15 protein-coding genes are annotated in these 14,379 nt (G+C 43.9%); all 15 read left to right on the top strand.

Annotation, left to right across the window (positions count from 1 at the left end):
• The first annotated feature begins 91 nt into the window (after window positions 1-91).
• Window positions 92-994, top strand: a complete 903-nt coding sequence (locus J1C86_RS05195; protein ID WP_427150826.1) for a LysR family transcriptional regulator — start codon at window positions 92-94, stop codon at window positions 992-994.
• 3 nt (window positions 995-997) lie between these two features.
• Window positions 998-1,465: a signal peptidase II gene (lspA, locus tag J1C86_RS05200; RefSeq protein WP_125406721.1), complete on the top strand. Its 468-nt coding sequence runs from the start codon at window positions 998-1,000 to the stop codon at window positions 1,463-1,465.
• Window positions 1,449-2,345 (top strand): RluA family pseudouridine synthase, encoded by an 897-nt coding sequence (locus tag J1C86_RS05205; RefSeq protein WP_125406719.1) that lies wholly within the window; start codon window positions 1,449-1,451, stop codon window positions 2,343-2,345. Before lspA ends, J1C86_RS05205 begins: the two co-directional genes overlap by 17 nt.
• 115 nt (window positions 2,346-2,460) lie before the next feature.
• Window positions 2,461-3,570 carry a glutamate 5-kinase gene (gene proB / locus J1C86_RS05210; protein WP_125406716.1) on the top strand — a complete coding sequence of 370 codons (1,110 nt, stop codon included), beginning with the start codon at window positions 2,461-2,463 and terminating at the stop codon, window positions 3,568-3,570.
• Window positions 3,571-3,591: 21 nt separating this feature from the next.
• Complete coding sequence (locus J1C86_RS05215; RefSeq protein ID WP_125406713.1) at window positions 3,592-4,854, top strand: glutamate-5-semialdehyde dehydrogenase; 1,263 nt, start codon at window positions 3,592-3,594, stop codon at window positions 4,852-4,854.
• 2 nt (window positions 4,855-4,856) lie between these two features.
• The gene (proC, locus tag J1C86_RS05220) at window positions 4,857-5,660 is read left to right on the top strand and encodes a pyrroline-5-carboxylate reductase (protein WP_125406981.1); all 804 of its coding nucleotides are present in this window, start codon (window positions 4,857-4,859) and stop codon (window positions 5,658-5,660) included.
• Between the two features lie 138 nt (window positions 5,661-5,798).
• Window positions 5,799-6,929 (top strand): radical SAM family heme chaperone HemW, encoded by a 1,131-nt coding sequence (gene hemW, locus J1C86_RS05225; RefSeq protein WP_125406711.1) that lies wholly within the window; start codon window positions 5,799-5,801, stop codon window positions 6,927-6,929.
• A 3-nt stretch (window positions 6,930-6,932) separates the two neighbouring features.
• Entirely contained in the window at window positions 6,933-7,688 is a 756-nt protein-coding gene (locus J1C86_RS05230; RefSeq protein ID WP_125406708.1) for an acyl-[acyl-carrier-protein] thioesterase, read from the top strand.
• Complete coding sequence (locus tag J1C86_RS05235; RefSeq protein WP_125406705.1) at window positions 7,685-8,455, top strand: TIGR01457 family HAD-type hydrolase; 771 nt, start codon at window positions 7,685-7,687, stop codon at window positions 8,453-8,455. Before J1C86_RS05230 ends, J1C86_RS05235 begins: the two co-directional genes overlap by 4 nt.
• On the top strand, window positions 8,448-9,077 hold the full coding sequence (locus J1C86_RS05240; RefSeq protein ID WP_125406702.1) for a TIGR01906 family membrane protein: 630 nt from the start codon (window positions 8,448-8,450) through the stop codon (window positions 9,075-9,077). The genes J1C86_RS05235 and J1C86_RS05240 overlap by 8 nt, the downstream gene beginning before the upstream one ends.
• 13 nt (window positions 9,078-9,090) lie before the next feature.
• The gene (locus J1C86_RS05245) at window positions 9,091-10,074 is read left to right on the top strand and encodes a CPBP family intramembrane glutamic endopeptidase (RefSeq protein ID WP_125406700.1); all 984 of its coding nucleotides are present in this window, start codon (window positions 9,091-9,093) and stop codon (window positions 10,072-10,074) included.
• 168 nt (window positions 10,075-10,242) lie between these two features.
• Complete coding sequence (locus J1C86_RS05250; protein WP_125406698.1) at window positions 10,243-10,986, top strand: DeoR/GlpR family DNA-binding transcription regulator; 744 nt, start codon at window positions 10,243-10,245, stop codon at window positions 10,984-10,986.
• Window positions 10,983-11,894, top strand: coding sequence for a 1-phosphofructokinase (pfkB, locus tag J1C86_RS05255; RefSeq protein WP_125406695.1), 912 nt, complete (start codon window positions 10,983-10,985; stop codon window positions 11,892-11,894). Before J1C86_RS05250 ends, pfkB begins: the two co-directional genes overlap by 4 nt.
• The gene (locus tag J1C86_RS05260) at window positions 11,891-13,876 is read left to right on the top strand and encodes a PTS fructose transporter subunit IIABC (protein ID WP_002897647.1); all 1,986 of its coding nucleotides are present in this window, start codon (window positions 11,891-11,893) and stop codon (window positions 13,874-13,876) included. Before pfkB ends, J1C86_RS05260 begins: the two co-directional genes overlap by 4 nt.
• 126 nt (window positions 13,877-14,002) lie before the next feature.
• Window positions 14,003-14,377: a DUF1149 family protein gene (locus tag J1C86_RS05265; protein ID WP_002915309.1), complete on the top strand. Its 375-nt coding sequence runs from the start codon at window positions 14,003-14,005 to the stop codon at window positions 14,375-14,377.
• Window positions 14,378-14,379: the final 2 nt, after the last annotated feature.

Here is a 14,379-nt window from a genome sequence, read left to right on the forward strand (position 1 = left end):
TAAACGAAGAGACCGGCTTCTTACAGCTGGTTTCTTTTGTTCTGCCTTGCTTTATGGTATAATGAGACGATATGTAAAGAAGGAAAATGTTATGAATATTCAACAATTGCGTTATGTGGTCGCCATTGCTAACAGTGGGACCTTTCGAGAAGCCGCGGAAAAAATGTATGTCAGCCAGCCTAGTCTGTCTATCTCTGTCCGTGATCTGGAAAAAGAGCTGGGCTTCAAGATTTTTCGTCGGACCAGCAGCGGTACTTTTCTGACTCGCCGAGGAATGGAGTTTTACGAGAAAGCTCAAGATTTGGTCAAGGGGTTTGATGTCTTTCAAAATCAATATGCCAATCCCGAGGAAGAGCGTGATGAGTTCTCAATTGCCAGTCAGCACTATGATTTTTTGCCGCCTTTGATTACTCAATTTTCTCAGACCTATCCAGAGTATAAGAACTTCCGAATTTTTGAGTCAACAACCGTACAGATTCTGGACGAAGTAGCGCAGGGCCATAGTGAAATCGGCATTATCTACCTCAATAATCAAAATACCAAGGGCATTATGCAGCGGGTGGAAAAGCTAGGCTTGGAAGTAATTGAGCTCATTCCTTTTCAGACCCACATTTACCTGCGGGAAGATCACCCTCTGACTCAGAAAAATGAGCTTGTCATGGAAGATTTGGCTGCTTTGCAGACTGTTCGCTTCACTCAGGAAAAGGACGAGTATCTCTATTATTCAGAGAACTTTGTCGATACCAGTGCCAGCTCACAGATGTTTAATGTGACGGACCGTGCAACCTTGAATGGGATTTTGGAGCGAACTGATGCTTATGCGACTGGATCTGGCTTTTTGGACAGTAACAGTGTGAATGGCATTACTGTCATCAAGCTTCGCGACAACTTGGACAACCATATGGTCTATGTCAAGCGTGAAGATGTGGAGTTGACTCAGGTCGGGGAAGACTTTGTATCGGTTATGAAAGAGTATTTTGCACAGAAAAAATAAAGTATGAAAAGAAAAATTATTATTCCTTTTGCAGTCTTGGTTCTTATTGTTGTGGACCAGCTGGTTAAGTTATATATTGTCAGCGATTTTAAGCTGGGGCAGGTCAAGAGTTTCATTCCGCATCTGGTGAGTCTGACCTATCTCCAGAATACCGGCGCAGCCTTCTCCATGCTGGAAAATCAGCAATGGCTCTTTACTTTGGTGACATTTTTGGTCATCGGCGGAGCTGTTTACTACCTCATCAAGCACCTCAATGCCTCAAAGTGGATGCTGACCGGGCTGACCTTGGTGATTGCTGGCGGTTTGGGGAACTTTATTGACCGGATTCGGCAAGGTTTTGTCGTGGACATGTTTCAGTTAGATTTTATCAATTTTGCTATTTTCAATGTGGCAGATATGTATCTGACCTTTGGTGTAGCTATTTTACTGTTGATGATTTTGAAGGAAGAAAAAGATGGAAGTAAGAATTGAGGCTTCGGTAGCTGGTCAGCGATTGGACAAGGCGGTTGCTGAGCTGACAGACCTATCCCGTAGTTTGGCCAATGAGCAGATTAAGGACGGCCAGATTTTGGTCAATGGCCAAGCCAAAAAAGCTAAATATGCTGTTAAAGAAGGCGATGTCGTTTCCTATGAACTGCCTGAACCAGAAGGCGTCGAATATGTGCCTGAGGATATTCCGCTAGAAATCGTCTACCAAGATGAGGATGTGGCAGTTGTCAATAAACCGCAGGGAATGGTCGTCCATCCTTCTGCAGGCCATACAAGCGGTACGCTAGTCAACGCCCTTATGTACCATATTAAGGATCTGTCTGGCATCAACGGTGTCCTCCGCCCGGGCATTGTTCATCGAATTGACAAGGACACTTCAGGGCTTCTCATGATTGCTAAAAATGACCAAGCCCATGTGGCTCTGGCTGATGAACTTAAGGATAAGAAATCCCTACGCAAGTATTGGGCTATTGTTCATGGAAATCTGCCTAACGACCGTGGAGTGATTGAAGCACCGATTGGCCGCAGTGAAAAAGACCGCAAGAAGCAGGCCGTAACGGCTAAAGGTAAGCCAGCCCTGACGCGTTTCCAAGTCTTGGAACGTTTTGGTGACTATACTCTGGTTGAGCTTCAGCTGGAAACGGGACGGACTCATCAAATCCGCGTTCACATGTCCTACATCGGACATCCTGTAGCTGGTGATGAGGTCTATGGACCGCGCAAGACCTTAAAAGGACATGGCCAATTTCTGCACGCGCGAACGCTGGGCTTCACCCATCCTCGAACTGGTGAAGTGCTGGAATTTACAGCTGAAGTACCAGCCATTTTCCAAGAAACCTTAGAAAAATTGCGACAAGATTAGTCAGGTCCATTCATTATTAAAATACAAATTTTCCTTTGACCGCTTCAATCACGGTCATTTTTATTTTACGTAAATCGTGGTATAATAAGACAATCTAGCAGTGAAGGAAAAGGAAATGAAAGCAAAGCGAATCGTATTTAAGGTGGGGACTTCGTCATTGACAAACGCAGATGGCAGTCTGTCACGCGCCAAGGTAAAGGAAATTACTCGGCAGTTGGCTCTCTTGCACGAGGCGGGGCATGAGTTGATCCTGGTCTCATCAGGAGCTATTGCGGCAGGTTTTTCTTCTCTGGGCTTTAAAAAGCGACCAACCAAGGTGGCGGATAAACAGGCATCAGCTGCTGTTGGACAGGGTTTGCTTTTGGAGGAATATACAACCAATCTTCTTTTGAAGCAAATCATTTCTGCTCAGATTCTTTTGACCCAGGATGATTTTGCAGATAAGAGGCGTTACAAGAATGCTCACCAGGCCTTGTCTATCTTACTGAATCGCGGCGCTATTCCTATCATCAATGAAAATGACTCAGTGGCCATCGAGGAGCTTAAGGTTGGGGATAATGATACACTGAGTGCTCAAGTAGCGGCTATGGTTCAGGCGGATCTCCTGGTGCTCTTGACAGATGTAGATGGCCTTTACACAGCCAATCCCTCTACCAATCCAGATGCCCGCCGACTTGAAAAGATTGAGAAGATTAGCTCTGAGCTGATTGATATGGCAGGCGGCTCAGGAACGAGCAATGGAACTGGTGGTATGCTGACAAAGATTAAGGCAGCAACGCTTGCGACCATGTCAGGTGTGCCGGTCTATATCTGCTCCTCACTCAAGACTGATGCTCTGCTGGAAGCAGCGGAGGAAACCAAGGATGGCAGTCTCTTTTTGGCTCAGAAAAAAGGTCTAAAAACGCAGAAGCAATGGCTGGCTTTCTATGCTAAAAGTCAAGGTGAAATCTATGTAGACCAAGGAGCAGCCAACGCTCTCAGAAATAAGGGAAAAAGTTTGTTGGTATCCGGTCTTGTATCTGTATCGGGGAACTTTGCCTATCAGGATACGGTGACCGTTTATGAAGAAGGCAGCGGAGCTATTCTTGGTAAAGGGCGTGTGCGTTTTGGCAAGTCTGCTCTTAAAGATATGCTCAAGTCCAATAAGCCTAAGGGTGTCGTCATTCATCGGGATGACTGGATTTCTCTGACACCGGAGTTAAATGATTTATTTGCAGAATTTTAGAAGACGAGGAAAGGAGAAGCGATGACCTCAACACAAGCGATTTTTGAAAAGGTTCAGAAAGTCAAGAAAACGATTAATACAGCCACAACAGCTGAGAAAAACCTTGCTTTGGAAGAAATGGCAAAGCAGCTTTGGCTTTCTCGTGCGGATATTTTAGCAGCCAATGAATCGGATATGAACGCAGCTAAAGGTAAGATTTCAGATGTGATGCTGGATCGCCTCTATCTGGACGAGGAGCGGATTGCTGGCATGGCAGAAGGTATTCGCCAGCTGATTGACTTGGAGGATCCTGTAGGTCAAGTCCTAGAAACGATCGAGCTGGATAATGGCCTTGTTATTAGCAAAAAGCGGGTGGCTATGGGAGTGATCGGGATTATCTACGAAAGCCGGCCTAACGTCACCTCTGACGCTGCTGCTCTTGCCTTAAAGAGTGGCAGTGCAGTCGTTCTCAGAAGTGGCAAGGATGCCTATCAGACTGCGCTAGCTATTGTCACAGCTTTGAAAGAAGGCTTGGCTCAGACAAAGATTTCGCCGGATTGTATCCAGTTGGTTTCTGATACCAGTCGGGCTTCTGCCCAGGCTATGATGAAGGCTAAGGATTATCTGGATTTGCTCATTCCTCGCGGAGGTGCGGGACTGATTCAGGCGGTCGTTGAAAATGCGACTGTGCCAGTGATTGAGACAGGTACTGGAATTGTTCATGTCTATGTAGATAAGGATGCTGATCAAGATAAGGCTTTGGCGATTATTGAGAATGCCAAGACCAGTCGTCCTTCTGTCTGCAATGCCATGGAAGTATTGCTGGTCCATGAAGAAATTGCAGCAGAATTTTTACCGTCTTTGCAGAAGATGCTGGTGACAGATCGTGATGCTGCGCAAGAAAATCCTGTTGAATTTCGTTTGGATGAGAAAGCAGCTCAGTATATCTCTGGCTCGCAAGCTAGATCGGAAGATTTTGATACGGAATTTTTGGACTATATCTTAGCGGTCAAGGTGGTTTCTTCGCTGGAAGAAGCGGTGGAGCATATTGAGGCTCACGGTACTCATCACTCGGACGCTATTGTGACAGAGAAGGCTGCAGCGGCAGCTTACTTTACAGAACAGGTGGATAGCGCAGCAGTTTATGTCAATGCCTCGACCCGCTTTACAGATGGCGGTCAATTTGGCCTTGGCTGCGAAATGGGGATTTCTACTCAAAAACTGCATGCCAGAGGTCCTATGGGGCTGAAAGAGCTGACCAGCTATAAATACGTCATCCAAGGAACTGGTCAAGTGAGGAAATAATGATGAAAATTGGATTTATCGGTCTGGGAAATATGGGCGGCAGTTTAGCCCGTCTAGTTGCCCAAGATGAAAGATTTAGAAGTGAATTATTATTAGCCAACCGAAGTAGGAACAAGGCTGAAAAGATTGCTGCGGAAGTTGGTGGCCTGCCGGTCAGTAATGCAGAAGTTTTTGCTCAGGCAGAGGTGATTTTTCTGGGAATCAAACCAGCTCAATTTGCTGACTTGCTGGCTGATTATCAAGAAATTCTAGAAAATCGGGATTCTATTTTGCTAGTTTCGATGGCTGCTGGTCTGACCTTGGAGCTATTAGAAAAATTGACATCTAGCCACCATCGTTGGATTCGGATAATGCCTAATACACCAGTAGCCGTAGGTGATGGTGTTATTACCTATAGCTTATCTCAGCAGGCGAATCAAGCGGATGAAGATTTGTTACAGGAGCTTCTGTCTTCGGCTGGTCTTTTGGTCAAACTAGAGGAAAAGCAGCTGGATGCGGCAACAGCTCTTGCTGGCTGTGGACCAGCTTTCGTCTATCTCTTTATAGAGGCTTTAGCGGATGCAGGTGTCCGAGCAGGACTCAGTCGCGATATATCGCTTGAACTGGCCAATCAAACTCTCTTAGGCGCTGCCAAACTAAGTCAGGTCAGTGGTCAACATCCGGCTCAACTCAAAGACCAGGTCTGCAGTCCGGCTGGTTCGACCATCGCTGGGGTAGCCAGTCTGGAAGAAAATGCCTTTCGAGGAACCGTCATGGATGCCGTTCAAGCCGCCTACAAGAGGACGCAGGAGTTGGGGAAGAATTGATTTAGATCTTCAATTTTTTAGATTATAGGAAAGGGTGTGGCTTGCGAGGACAATTTCTGTCTTTACAGGCTCACTCTTTTTTCCTTTGTTTAATAATCAAATAAGTCCTCTCTTTAAAACTGTGGTATAATAAGTACTATGCAAACCAAACCGACTTCTGCTTATGTGCACATTCCTTTTTGTACTCAGATTTGTTATTACTGCGATTTTTCCAAGGTTTTTATCAAAAATCAGCCTGTAGATTCTTATCTGGAGCATTTGATTGAGGAGTATGATTCTTACGATATCAAAAAGCTCCGTACCCTCTATATCGGTGGTGGGACTCCGACGGCTCTATCTGCGCCTCAATTAGCCTTTTTGCTGGAAAAGCTAACGGAAAAGCTTGATTTATCTTATCTAGAAGAGCTGACCATTGAAGCTAATCCTGGGGATTTAGATCAGGAGAAGATTGCTGTACTTAAAGACTCGCCTGTCAATCGGGTTTCGCTGGGTGTACAGACTTTCAACGACCGCATGCTTAAGCAAATTGGCCGCAGTCACTCGGAAAAGGACATCTACGAGAATATTGCCAATCTCAAAAAAGCAGGTTTTGATAATATCTCAATTGACCTGATTTACGCCCTGCCCAAGCAGACCATGGAAGATGTGAAAACCAATGTTGCCAAGGCCATTGCCTTGGACATTCCTCACATGAGTTTGTACAGCTTGATTTTGGAAAATCATACGGTTTTCATGAATCGGATGCGGCGGGGGAAGCTGCCTCTGCCCAAGGAAGATTTGGAAGCGGAGATGTTTGACTACATTATAGCTGAGCTGGAAAAGGCCGGCTTCGAGCATTATGAGATTTCCAACTTTTCCAAGCCAGGCTTTGAGAGCCGCCACAATCTCATGTACTGGGACAATGCGGAGTATTATGGTATTGGAGCTGGAGCGTCTGGCTATGTCGATGGTGTCCGCTATAAAAACCATGGACCCATTCGTCATTATCTGCAGGCAGTGGAAGCGGGCAATGCCCGTGTGCAGGAAGAAACGCTGACATTGAATGAAAAGATGGAAGAAGAGATGTTTCTAGGACTGCGCAAGAAATCAGGCGTGTCAAAAAAACGTTTTGAGGAAAAATTCGGTATTTCCTTTGAAGACCAGTACGGAGCTGTTGTGTCTGAGCTGACTGAGCAGGGCTTGCTAGTGCCTGACAGAGACATTGTGCGTATGACCAAACAAGGCCTCTTTTTGGGCGATACGGTTGCTGAGAAATTTATATTGGAGTAAATCATGGGCTTAACTTATCAAATGAAAATGAAAATTCCTTTTGATATGGCAGATATGAATGGCCATATCAAGCTGCCGGATGTCATCTTGCTATCCTTGCAGGTATCGGGAATGCAGTCAATCGAGCTTGGTGTCAGTGACAAGGATATGCTGGAGCAGTATAATCTAGTCTGGATTATCACGGACTATGATATTGATGTGACACGTCTGCCACGCTTTGCAGAGGAAATTACCATTGAAACAGAAGCTTTAACCTACAATCGGCTCTTTTGCTACCGTCGCTTTACGATTTTTGATGAAGCAGGTCAGGCTATTATTCAGATGATGGCAACCTTTGTTCTTATGGATCGAGATAGCCGCAAGGTTCGTCCGGTAGATCCAGAGATTGTAGCGCCATATCAATCTGATTTTTCCAAGAAATTACTGCGCGGCCCTAAGTATCCAGCTTTGGAAAATCCTGTCAGCAAGGACTACCATGTACGCTTTTACGACTTGGATATGAACGGCCATGTCAACAATAGCAAGTATCTGGACTGGATTTTTGAGGTTATGGGAGCAGATTTCCTCACCCAGCACATTCCCAAGAAAGTCCATCTTAAGTATGTCAAGGAAGTTCGACCGGGCGGCATGATTGCTTCTAGCTATGACCTAGAAGGTCTGCAGAGCAATCACCAAATTTCCAGTGACAGCGAGGTCAATGCCCAGGCTTTGGTGACATGGCAGGAGTTTAAACAAGAGAATGAGGAAGTGCAGAAATGACTTATAAAGGATATTTGATTGACTTAGATGGGACGATTTATAAGGGCAAGAGCCGGATTCCGGCTGGTGAAGCCTTTGTGCATGAGCTGCAGAAGCGCAATATTCCCTATCTTTTAGTGACCAATAATACTACTCGCACGCCAGAAGCAGTGCAGACTATGCTGGCTAAAAATTTCAATATTGAGACACCACTTGATACCATTTACACAGCAACTCTAGCTACTATTGACTACATGCAGGAGAAAAATCTGGGCAAGAAAGTCTATGTCATCGGTGATGTCGGACTGAAACATGCCATAGAAGAAGCTGGTTATATAGAAGACACTGAAAATCCTGACTACGTAGTAGTAGGTCTCGACTGGGAAGTGGACTATGAGAAGCTGACAATAGCGACTCTGGCCATTCAAAAGGGTGCTCACTTTATCGGAACCAATCCTGATCTCAATATTCCAACGGAGAGAGGTCTGCAGCCGGGAGCGGGTGCTATCAATGCTCTCTTGGAAGCCGCTACTCGGGTTGAGCCCACTTTTATAGGAAAGCCTAACGCCATTATCATGGAAAAAGCGATAGAGCATCTAGGACTGGCGCGTGAAGAAGTGGTCATGGTGGGTGATAACTATCTGACAGATATTCGAGCGGGGATCGACAACGGCATTCCGACTCTCTTGGTCACAACAGGTTTTACCCTGCCAGAAGAGGTTCCTAATCTGCCTATCCAACCGACGCATGTCTTGTCCAGTCTAGCGGAGTGGGACTTCGATGCGTGATAAGTTGAGATTTTCAGCCAGCGTTTTGTGCTTGCTGGCAGTAGCTATCCTGCTGACCATTTATCTGGCTTGGCTCTTATACCCGATGGAGATTTCTTATTTCAACTTGCCAGATAAAGTATATTTGAAAGCAGAGACCATCCAGTATAATTTTAATATTTTGATGAATTACCTGACCAATCCTTTTAGTCAGAAACTGGCGATGCCAGATTTTCGCTCGTCAGCTGCAGGGCTACATCATTTTCAGGTGGTCAAGTATCTTTTTCATTTGGCGCAAGCTATTTTTCTAATAACCTTGCCGGTTTTGATTTTCTTTATCAAAAAAGTGGTTAAAAAGGGATTTTTGGGTCTTTACAGACGGGCTTTTCTGGTGATTAGTCTCTTGCCGCTTGTCTTTGCTGGCTTGGCTTTTATGATTGGTTTTAATAATTTTTTTACACTCTTTCATCAAGTTCTCTTTGCCGGAGACAATACCTGGATGTTTGATCCAGCCAAGGATCCAGTCATTTGGATTCTGCCAGAAGAATTTTTCATGCACGCCTTTATTCTTTTTGCTTTGCTTTATGAGGGAATCTTTTTGACCCTGTATTTCCTGAGCAGAAAGGGTAAAGAGAAAATTTAATATAGGAGATTTTATGTATTATATACCCGAACCTTTAAATCCTAAAAAAGATCTAGGACGATTTTCAGCGACTTGCTTTACTTATTTATGGGTTATGCTTGCTGCTGTCTTCATTTACGTATTTGTTGCTTTTTTTGTCATCATGCCAGGGCAAGGTATGGACATTCAAAAGACGCAAGACATTGTTACCAAATTCATGGAAAAGGACGGTGGAGCCTATATTCTAGCTTCCTGTCTCGGTGTTCTTACTTTCACTGTGTCTCGGGGTAAGCAGCTCTTTAAATATGACCTTCGTCGCAAGGGGCGGAAGATGACTCCTAAAGTTTTCTTTTATATGATTTGCTTCCTTTTATTCGCCCAAATGTTTACAGCTGTTGTCAATCAGATCATGCAGGCTATCATGCAACTCTTCAATCTAGATCTTTCTAGTATGGAATCAGGAGGCGGCGGTTCTGAAACACTGACCATGCTGATTTATTCATCTTTGATGGCTCCAGTTACGGAGGAAATCATTTTTAGAGGTGCTGGATTAAGAGCGTTAGAGAAGCATGGAAAGATTTTTGCCATTCTTCTGACTGCGATTTTGTTTGGTCTCTTTCACGAAAATCTTTATCAGTTTTATTTTGCTAGTTTGATTGGTTTGGGCTTTGGTTATATCGCTTTTGAGTATTCGATTATCTGGTCTATCATTTTTCATGCTCTCAATAACTTTGTCATAGCAGAAGGTATAGCTTTTCTTTCAAAAAAAGCTCCGGAGCCTATTGTTAACATCGTTTTTTACGGCCTATTAATTGCTGGCAGCACAGTATTTCTTTTGCTCTTAATCTTGAAATGGCCAAAATTTAAGGAATACATTGATGCCAATCGTTCGCTCCCAGGAACCTACCGACAGGCTTTTAAATCAGTCTGGTTCTGGGTTCTGGTTGTGTTTACTTTTCTTGGAACCTTTCTGCCTGTTATGGCAGCCTATCTTGTATCCTTGATCAATAAAAGCTAATTGCCTTTTATTTGGCAGCTATGCAATGATATGAAAGAAGTTGGATATAGTCCAGCTTTTTTTGTTCGATAAAAAGATAGAAATTGAAAGTTTTTGATAGAAAATGCTTGACATTGGAAAATAAAGAGGTATAATAATAATCGTAAACGATTCCAAAGGAGGTGCTTTATGCTGAAGTCGGAAAGAAAGCAAGTTATTCTAGAGACAGTCATAAGAGAAAAATTTGTTTCTTTAGACTATCTAGTACATTCTTTAAACACTTCAGAATCAACTGTCAGAAGAGATTTGGATGAATTGGAAAGCGAGCATAAGCTGCGACGAGTTCACGGAGGAGCCGAAAGCCTTCATTTTCTGCAGGAAGAGGAGAGTAATCAGGAAAAATCTATCAAAAGCATTCAAGAAAAGACATCTATTGCCAAGATGGCAGCAAGCTTGATTCAAGAGCATGATGTGATTTTTATTGATGCGGGGACAACCAATGAGCTTTTAGTCAATGAGCTGCATGATCCAAGAGTGACAGTTGTCACCAACTCTATTCACCATGCGACCAAGTTGGTAGAGCGTAATATTCCGACGGTCATTATCGGCGGAAAGGTCAAGCGCTCGACGGATGCCAGTATTGGCGGTGTGGCTCTGAATCAAATCGGTCAGTTGAATTTCGATAAGGCCTTTATTGGAATGAATGGCATTGACGATGGCTTCTTTACCACTCCAGATATGGAGGAAGGTGCTGTCAAAAGAGCGATTTTAGAGAACGCTAAGAAGACTTATGTCTTGGCTGATCTTTCTAAACTAGGACAGACGTCCTTTGTCAAGGTCGCTCCTCTTGCCAAAGCAAGCATTATTACTAATCAAAATGAATCTGAAGTGATTCAAGCGCTCAAAGAAAAAACGGAGGTGATTGAAGTATGATTTATACTGTCACACTAAACCCTTCCATCGACTATATTGTCCGTCTGGACAAGGTTCTTATAGGAAGCGTCAATCGGATGGACAGTGACGACAAATTCGCTGGCGGAAAGGGAATCAACGTTAGCCGAGTTCTCAAACGTCTAGGTATTGAGAATACAGCGACTGGCTTTATCGGTGGTTTTACTGGCAAGTTCATCACAGATACTCTGAAAGAGGAAGGGATTTCCAGCCATTTTGTAGAAGTTGAGCAGGATACTCGTATCAATGTCAAAATTAAAGCAGATGCTGAGACAGAAATTAACGGACCAGGTCCAGAAATTTCCAGTCAGAAACTAGAAGAACTTGAGAAGTTCCTTTCTTCTCTGACATCAGGGGATACGGTAGTCTTCGCAGGCAGCAGTCCTAAAAATCTAGGAAATGTTGTCTACAAGAAGCTGATTGGCTTAACCAGAAAGACGGGAGCACAAGTTGTTTGTGACTTTGAAGGTCAGACGCTACTGGATTCTTTAGAGTTTGAGCCGCTCTTGGTCAAACCTAATAACCACGAACTAGGTGATATTTTCGGAGTCAAGCTTGAAAGCTTGGATCAGATTGAGAGTTATGCCCGCCAAATCTTAGACAAGGGTGCCCAGCATGTCATCATTTCCATGGCTGGTGACGGTGCTTTACTGGTAACTCGAGATGGTGCCTATTTCGCTAAGCCTATCAAGGGCAATGTGAAAAATTCTGTTGGCGCTGGCGACTCTATGGTGGCTGGATTTACCGGAGAGTTTGTCCGCTCTGGCGATGTTATTCAAGCCTTCAAATGGGGAGTGGCCTGCGGAACAGCAACCACCTTCTCAGATGATTTGGCGACAGCTGATTATATAAAAGAAATCTATGAAAAAGTAGAGGTAGAAAAAATATGAAAATTCAAGACTTACTAAGAAAAGATGTGATGTTGCTAGACTTGCAGGCAACAGAGAAAAAAGCTGTTATCGAAGAAATGATTCAGAGCCTAGTGGATCATGGTTATGTGACAGACTTCGAGACTTTCAAAGAAGGGATTTTGGCTCGTGAAGCCTTGACTTCCACAGGCTTGGGTGATGGAATCGCTATGCCTCACAGCAAAAATACTGCAGTGAAAGAAGCGACTGTCCTTTTTGCTAAGTCAAATAAAGGCGTCGATTATGAGAGTTTGGATGGACAACCAACTGATCTTTTCTTCATGATTGCAGCTCCAGAAGGTGCTAACGACACTCACTTGGCAGCCTTGGCTGAATTGTCCCAATACCTGATGAAAGATGGCTTTGCGGATAAACTGCGCCAAGTTACTTCGCCTGATCAGGTGATTGAGCTCTTTGACCAAGCTTCAGAAAAAGCAGAAGAACCTGCTGTCGTCGAACCTGCCAATGAAGGCGGAGACTTCCTAGTGGCTGTAACAGCATGTACAACAGGGATTGCGCATACCTACATGGCTCAAGAGGCTTTGCAGAAGGTCGCAGCTGAAATGGGTGTCGGCATCAAGGTTGAAACCAATGGTGCTAGCGGTGTTGGAAATAAGCTGACAGCTGAAGATATAAAAAAAGCAAAAGCTGTTATCATCGCGGCAGATAAAGCGGTAGAAATGAATCGTTTTGACGGCAAGCCGTTAATTAAACGACCTGTTGCGGATGGTATTCGTAAGACAGAAGAACTGATCAATCAGGCTCTTTCAGGAAATGCTGAAGTTTACAAGGCAGCCAATGGTGGCGGTACGGCAGAATCCGGCGATGAGAAACTTAGTCTGGGAGCTGCTTTCTACAAGCACTTGATGAGCGGTGTTTCCCAAATGTTGCCATTCGTTATCGGTGGTGGGATTATGATTGCTATCTCATTCTTGCTTGACCAAGGGGTTCCTAAAGACCAGTTGAGTCACTTGGGGAATTATAATGGTTTGTCAGCTCTCTTCAATCAGATTGGTGGAGCAGCCTTTGGCTTCATGGTTCCTGTATTAGCTGCTTATATTGCATATTCCATTGCTGAAAAACCTGGATTGGTGGCTGGTTTTGTGGCAGGTGCAATTGCTAAAGCAGGTATTGCTTATGGAAATATTCCTGTATATAAGGATCTTGCAGATAAAACTCCAGAACAAGTTCAAGAGATTTTGAAATCCCTAGCTGAATCCCAAGTTTCATCAGGGTTCCTAGGAGCTCTGGTAGGCGGTTTCTTAGCTGGCGGTATTGTACTTTTGCTTAGAAAATACATTAAAGTTCCTCGTTCACTTGAAGGCGTGAAATCTATTCTTCTTCTCCCTTTGTTAGGTGTTGCTCTTACCGGATTTGCTATGTTGGCAGTAAATATTCCAATGTCAGCGATTAATACAGCACTCAATGACTTCCTTATGAGCTTGAGTGGAACATCAGCAGTCATTCTTGGACTTTTGGTAGGAGGAATGATGGCTGTCGATATGGGTGGGCCGGTTAATAAGGCCGCTTATACTGTGGGTACTCTTTCTTTGGCTGAATCATTGACAAGTGGTGGTTCAACTGTTATGGCGGCTGTTATGGCAGCTGGTATGGTTCCGCCTTTAGCAGTGTTTGTAGCAACAATTCTTTTCAAAAATAAATTTACAGAAGAAGAGCGTGACTCTGGAATTACCAACATCGTCATGGGACTATCTTTCATCACAGAAGGAGCGATTCCTTTTGGAGCTGCTGACCCAGCCCGTGCTATTCCAAGCTTTATCGTAGGTTCAGCTCTAACAGGTGCTCTTGTAGGATTGTCAGGTATCAAGCTCATGGCTCCTCACGGAGGAATCTTCGTTATCGGTTTGACAAACAATCCAATCCTTTACTTGGTATATGTATTGATTGGTGCAGTAGTCAGCGGTATTATCTTTGGTTACCTGCGCAAACCACTTAAGAAATAATATTTAAAAGAATCTCGCTTGTCAGTGAGATTCTTTTTTGTGTTTTCCGGCCTGCAAATTTTAGCATGGAAACTTCGCTCGATATATGGTATAATGGGCCTATCGCATATTTTTAGGAGAATAAAAATGAACATACAGCGCGAAAAAGAATTTGTTAGTCAGTACCATTTTGACGCTCGAAATTTTGAGTGGGAAAAAGAAAATGGAACACCTGAAACCAAGGTTGATGTGAATTTCCAATTGGTCAAAAGAGATGTCGAAGCCCATACAACTTCATTGATTGTGATTTTGACTTTTATGATTGTTTTTGAGAATTTTGTTATCAGCGGAACTATTTCGCAAGCTAACCACATTCACGGTCGTCTTATTGAGGAACCGAGTGAATTTGACCACGATGAAGTAGAAGAGCTGGCTCGGCCTTGCTTAACCATGCTCAATCGCTTGACTTATGAAGTGACAGAAATTGCTCTAGATTTGCCAGGCATTAATTTGGAGTTTTAATC

This window comes from Streptococcus sanguinis (assembly GCF_050220005.1).
GTDB lineage: Bacteria > Bacillota > Bacilli > Lactobacillales > Streptococcaceae > Streptococcus > Streptococcus sanguinis_Z.

Excerpts from the sequence above, each read along its gene's own strand:
- J1C86_RS05250 (WP_125406698.1), top strand. The coding sequence starts at position 10,243 with ATGCTGAAGTCGGAAAGAAAGCAAGTTATTCTAGAGACAGTCATAAGA.
- J1C86_RS05260 (WP_002897647.1), top strand. The coding sequence starts at position 11,891 with ATGAAAATTCAAGACTTACTAAGAAAAGATGTGATGTTGCTAGACTTG.
- J1C86_RS05195 (WP_427150826.1), top strand. The coding sequence starts at position 92 with ATGAATATTCAACAATTGCGTTATGTGGTCGCCATTGCTAACAGTGGG.
- lspA (WP_125406721.1), top strand. The coding sequence starts at position 998 with ATGAAAAGAAAAATTATTATTCCTTTTGCAGTCTTGGTTCTTATTGTT.
- pfkB (WP_125406695.1), top strand. The coding sequence starts at position 10,983 with ATGATTTATACTGTCACACTAAACCCTTCCATCGACTATATTGTCCGT.
- hemW (WP_125406711.1), top strand. The coding sequence starts at position 5,799 with ATGCAAACCAAACCGACTTCTGCTTATGTGCACATTCCTTTTTGTACT.
- J1C86_RS05215 (WP_125406713.1), top strand. The coding sequence starts at position 3,592 with ATGACCTCAACACAAGCGATTTTTGAAAAGGTTCAGAAAGTCAAGAAA.
- J1C86_RS05240 (WP_125406702.1), top strand. The coding sequence starts at position 8,448 with ATGCGTGATAAGTTGAGATTTTCAGCCAGCGTTTTGTGCTTGCTGGCA.
- J1C86_RS05230 (WP_125406708.1), top strand. The coding sequence starts at position 6,933 with ATGGGCTTAACTTATCAAATGAAAATGAAAATTCCTTTTGATATGGCA.
- J1C86_RS05205 (WP_125406719.1), top strand. The coding sequence starts at position 1,449 with ATGGAAGTAAGAATTGAGGCTTCGGTAGCTGGTCAGCGATTGGACAAG.
- J1C86_RS05265 (WP_002915309.1), top strand. The coding sequence starts at position 14,003 with ATGAACATACAGCGCGAAAAAGAATTTGTTAGTCAGTACCATTTTGAC.
- J1C86_RS05245 (WP_125406700.1), top strand. The coding sequence starts at position 9,091 with ATGTATTATATACCCGAACCTTTAAATCCTAAAAAAGATCTAGGACGA.
- J1C86_RS05235 (WP_125406705.1), top strand. The coding sequence starts at position 7,685 with ATGACTTATAAAGGATATTTGATTGACTTAGATGGGACGATTTATAAG.
- proC (WP_125406981.1), top strand. The coding sequence starts at position 4,857 with ATGAAAATTGGATTTATCGGTCTGGGAAATATGGGCGGCAGTTTAGCC.
- proB (WP_125406716.1), top strand. The coding sequence starts at position 2,461 with ATGAAAGCAAAGCGAATCGTATTTAAGGTGGGGACTTCGTCATTGACA.